Origin of the sequence: Mesorhizobium sp. M2A.F.Ca.ET.039.01.1.1 (assembly GCF_003998035.1) — a bacterium.
In the GTDB taxonomy this organism is placed as follows: domain Bacteria; phylum Pseudomonadota; class Alphaproteobacteria; order Rhizobiales; family Rhizobiaceae; genus Mesorhizobium.
The window spans coordinates 1-4,350 of the sequence record NZ_RZRY01000549.1; the positions used below are offsets into that span (position 1 = coordinate 1).

Sequence of the window (4,350 nt, forward strand, 5' to 3'; positions counted from 1 at the left end):
ATAGAGCACCGTGTGCCCGGCGCGCGCGGCAAGGTCCATCCAGCGGCTCTGCGGGTCCTCGACGCGGGGGGCAGCGCCCAGCCAGCGCGCCAGCAGGCGCGGGACGACCAGCAGCAGCACGGCGAGGCCGAGGGTGAAATGCAAATAGGGCGGGTCGGCGCGCGCATGGCGCCCGCCCTCGGCGGTGAACCAGGCGATGACGACCAGCAGGGCCGTAAGCCAATGGATCGCGATGGTGATCTGTGAATAGCGCCGCATCGGGCTTGCTCCGTCTTGTCAGGCACGCGCATGCCGAGGTCGGGAACGCCTCGGCACGCAACGTTCATATGGTTCCGCGGGCGTCCAGGCAGGCGCCCGCAGTTGCCCCGCAGCGGGGCGCGTTCAGGCGATGTCGGCCGGCGCGGCTTTGCGCTTGCGGCCAGTGATCATCGCGCGAACAAGGTTTTCATTGTGGCGAAGGCTTGCCAGCGCCACGCCGCCGATATGGACGAGCACCAGCGCGAGCAGGCCGTGGGCGGCCAGGCTGTGCGCGTCCTCCACCCAGGATACGCCGAAATACGCGTCCGTCGTCTGCATCCACCCGGTCACCGCCACCGACACCATCATGGCCATCAGCACGAGCACCATCGCGCCGCCCGCCGGGTTGTGGCCGATATAGCGGGCCTCGCTGCCTCTCAATATGGCAAGGAGATAGCGCAGCACCGTCGCGGGATCGCGCACGAATTGCGAGAAGCGCGCATAGGGCGTGCCGACGATGCCCCACACCAGCCTCATGGCGACAAGCGAGGCGGCGGCGTAGCCGGCCCAGTGGTGGATGTTCTCGGCGCTTTGCGGCGTGAACCAGGCGATGGCGAAGCTCAGCACCAGCGCCCAGTGGAAGCCGCGCACGACACGGTCCCAGACGCGCACCACGTCGCGGTGCGCCTGGGCCTGTGCCGGCAAGGCTCGATCAGTTTTCGCCGGCTTCGGCATTGTCGAGCTTCTCCAGCGTCTCGGCATTGTAGGCGGTGTTGACCTTCTTGCCGTCCTTGTCGACCGCATAGATCTCGTAGCAGCCCTTCTCGGTCTTGATCTGGCGCACGGTGAGGCCCTCGCCCTTCAGCTGCGCCTCGAGCGTCGCCTTGGGCTGGAACTTCGATTTCGCGGCGGTGCTGCAGGTGCCGGCCGCCAGCGCCGGTCCGGCGATCACGCCCGCGAGGGCGGCGATAAGAAGAGTGCGATACATGGGATATCCATCCGGTTGGGAGGTTGCGGCGCGGCTGAGGATTCAGCCGACAGGCCGTGACGGCTTGCGCGCGTCATTGGCGAGGCATAGCTGATCCAAGCTGACAACCGACTGACAGCCTTCCCGAGGGGCGGGCGCGGCGCGGGAGATCCGGGCGGCGTGCCCGATATCGCTGAATTTTTCGGCTAAGCCGGCAGGCTCCTACACGGCGAGCGTCGGCTCGGTGTTGACCTCCAGCGCCGCTTCCGCCTCGTGATCCTCGTCGGGCAGGACCTCGGCATGCACCGCCAGCGGGCGGCCGATCCAGAGCGGGTCGACGAGATGATCGCGCCTGGCATTGGCGGTGTTGGGGTGAATCAGGATGCTCAAGCCGCCATGGTTCAGCATCAGCCACGGAACCAGCGTGGCGAAAAGGCCGGTGGCGAAGGAGACCTGGTACATGGCCTGGTCATGCGGGCCGACCTTCCTGTCGTGCCAGTTGCCCAGCCGCACGCGAAAACGCTCGCCGATGCGCTCGCGCAGCCATTCGGCGTGCCGGCGCTCGGCCGCATCGCCGAAATAGATATGGGCGTGATAGCTGGCGATCTCCGAAAGCTGTCTCGGATTATCTGGCGTGGCGTCGTTCATCGCGATGCTCCCCTCCCCGATGGTTCGATCCTGAGCGGTGGGACTGTAGGCGGTTCTCCGTTTCCTGGAAACGGGTGAAGCGCTCCGTTCAGTGTCGGCGAGTTTGGCTGGCAATCGCGGACGCTGGCGCTGCCCCCTCTCCGTCTCGGCGCTGCGCGCCGAGCCACCTCTCCCCCGCCTTTGGCGGGGGCGAGGAAATGCTAACCGCCGAGGGCGAGGAAATGCCAATTGCAGTGGGTGCGGCTTCGGAAAGCTTGGGTTCCTCGCCCCCGCCAAAGGCGGGGGAGAGGTGGATCGGCGAAGCCGAGACGGAGAGGGGGAGCGACCTCCGCGATTGCGCTCGGAGCGCTTCCCTACCCCTCGCCGCCATTCGCGCCGCTTCCCCACAGCGCCCGCCGGATCAGGCCGCGCTTCTTCTTCCTCGATACCAGATCGACATCGCTGACCAGCCGCGCGCCGCCCTCACGCCGCTCCAGCGTGATCTTGCGCGTATGAAAAGCTTCCAGCTCGGCGCGGTGGGCGACGCTGATGATGGTGACGGTGGGCAGTTCCTTCATCACCGTCTGCATCATCGTGTCCTGGCTCTTCTCGTCCAGCGCCGAGGTCGCCTCGTCGAGCACGACGATGTCCGGCGCATGCAGCAGGAGGCGCGCGAAGGCCAGCCGCTGCTTCTCGCCGCCGGACAGCGTCTGGTCCCACGGCGCCTCTTCCTCCAGCCGGTTCTTCAGATAGCCGAGGCCGACCTTGTCGAGGGCAGCGGCGATCTCGGCCTTCTTCCAATTGTCGGCGGCGGCCGGATAGGCGGTGGCGCGGCGCAGCGTGCCGGACGGGATATAGGGGCGCTGCGGCAGCATGAAGAGCCGCTTGCCCGGATGGAAATCGACGCGGCCGCTGCCCCAGGGCCACAGGCCGGCGATGGCGCGCACCAGCGTCGACTTGCCGGTGCCGGACTCGCCCGAGACCAGCACGCGCTCGCCGGGCTCGATCGCCACCTCGGTTTCCTTCACCACCGAGGTACCGTCGTCGAGCGTCACGGAAAGATTCCTGAGGCTGAGCATGGCGCCGTCCTCGGTCTCGCCGCGCTGGATGCGGCCCAGCCTGTCATTCGCTTCGGCCCGCTCCAGCCCGTCGAGAGACATCATCAGCGAGGCGATGCGGCGGGCCGAGGCGTTCCAGTCGGCGAGCCGGGGATAATTGTCGACCAGCCAGCCAAAGGCGCCTTGCACCATGGCGAAGGCGGAGGCCGCCTGCATGACCTGTCCAAGGCTCATCGAGCCGTCGAGGAATTTCGGCGCGCATAGAAGCACCGGCACTACCGGCGCAAACAGGCTGGAGCCCTGCGAGACGAGCGTGGTGCGCATGTGCTGGCCGGTGAGCCGCGCCCAGCGGCCGAGCACGGCAGCGAAGCTGCGGTCGATGCCGGCGTTCTCCTCCTCCTCGCCGCCCAGCAGCGCGATACTTTCACCGTTTTCGCGCACGCGCGTCAGCACGTAGCGGAACTCTGCTTCCGTCTGGTTCTTCTGCTCGGAAAGCTCGACGAAATGGCGGCCGATGAAGAACATCGAGGTCGAGGTGATGGCGGCATAGATGACGGCGGTGACGACGAGGAAGCCGGGCACGGTGATGACCGAGCCGCCCAGCGAAAAGCTCAGGGCGCCGCCGATGGTCCACAGCACCACGATGAAGGTCGAGGCCGACAGGAAGGCGTTGAGCACGCCGGCGACGAAATCCACCGGCGATTCCGTGGCGATCCTGAGATCCTCGGTCAGGCGGGCCTCGGGGTTGGCGTGGTCGCCCTTGACGAGGTTGAGCTGGTAATAGCGGCCGCTGGCCAGCCAGCGCTGGATGACCGCCGTGGTCAGCCAGGAGCGCCAGCGGCGCTGCATGGTCATGCGCAGATAGACCTGGGCGACCACCAGGCTGATGCTGCCGGCGACCAGCGGCAGGAAGATAGCGCTGAGCCAATAGACGGTGTGGGCGTCGCGCTGCTCGATAGCGTCGAAGATCGCGCGGTTCCAGCGGTTGATGCCATATTGAAAACCGACATTGACGCAGATCAGCACGAGCAGCCCGATCGTCAGCGGCCAGGCGAGCCTGTCGCCATGCAAACCCCAGTAGCCGCGGCCGCTGATCCAGAAGCGCCGCAGAAGATACTTCTTGCGCGCCCGCTCGGCCTCTTCGGGCGAAAGCTGAGGACCCGGCTCGGCGGCCTCGGGCGGCGGCGACCCGGCATGGCCGATGGCCTCGGGCGCGGCATCGGCGGGGGCTTTTTGCTCCGAAGCCTTGGGCTCGGCATCGCGCGGCCTGGGTCGCTTCTCCTGCCGCGGCTTCGGCTTCTCTATCTGCTTCTGCGGGCGCGATTGGCGGACCGCACGCAAAGTGGCGGCGCCTGCGGGCGTCGGTTTGGCTTTGGCCTTGGGCATCGCCGCACAACGGCCCAAAAATCAAAAGGTTTCATGGGTTCGGCGGGGCCAATCGCATAGGGCGCTCCCCCTCTC

Annotated in this window: 5 protein-coding genes; all 5 read right to left on the minus strand. The window is 67.2% G+C overall.

From position 1 onward, the window contains the following. A partial coding sequence (locus EOA24_RS28920) for a cytochrome b/b6 domain-containing protein (protein ID WP_189354310.1) occupies window positions 1–258 on the minus strand: 258 nt, incomplete at its 3' end. Between the two features lie 123 nt (window positions 259–381). Next, entirely contained in the window at window positions 382–972 is a 591-nt protein-coding gene (locus EOA24_RS28925; RefSeq protein WP_189343176.1) for a cytochrome b/b6 domain-containing protein, read from the minus strand. Further along, on the minus strand, window positions 950–1,225 hold the full coding sequence (locus EOA24_RS28930; protein WP_126078051.1) for a PepSY domain-containing protein: 276 nt from the start codon (window positions 1,223–1,225) through the stop codon (window positions 950–952). Before EOA24_RS28930 ends, EOA24_RS28925 begins: the two co-directional genes overlap by 23 nt. A gap of 201 nt (window positions 1,226–1,426) precedes the next feature. Beyond that, window positions 1,427–1,852 (minus strand): DOPA 4,5-dioxygenase family protein, encoded by a 426-nt coding sequence (locus EOA24_RS28935; RefSeq protein WP_126078052.1) that lies wholly within the window; start codon window positions 1,850–1,852, stop codon window positions 1,427–1,429. Between the two features lie 353 nt (window positions 1,853–2,205). Continuing rightward, window positions 2,206–4,275, minus strand: coding sequence for an ABC transporter ATP-binding protein/permease (locus EOA24_RS28940; protein WP_126078053.1), 2,070 nt, complete (start codon window positions 4,273–4,275; stop codon window positions 2,206–2,208). Between the last annotated feature and the right edge of the window lie 75 nt (window positions 4,276–4,350).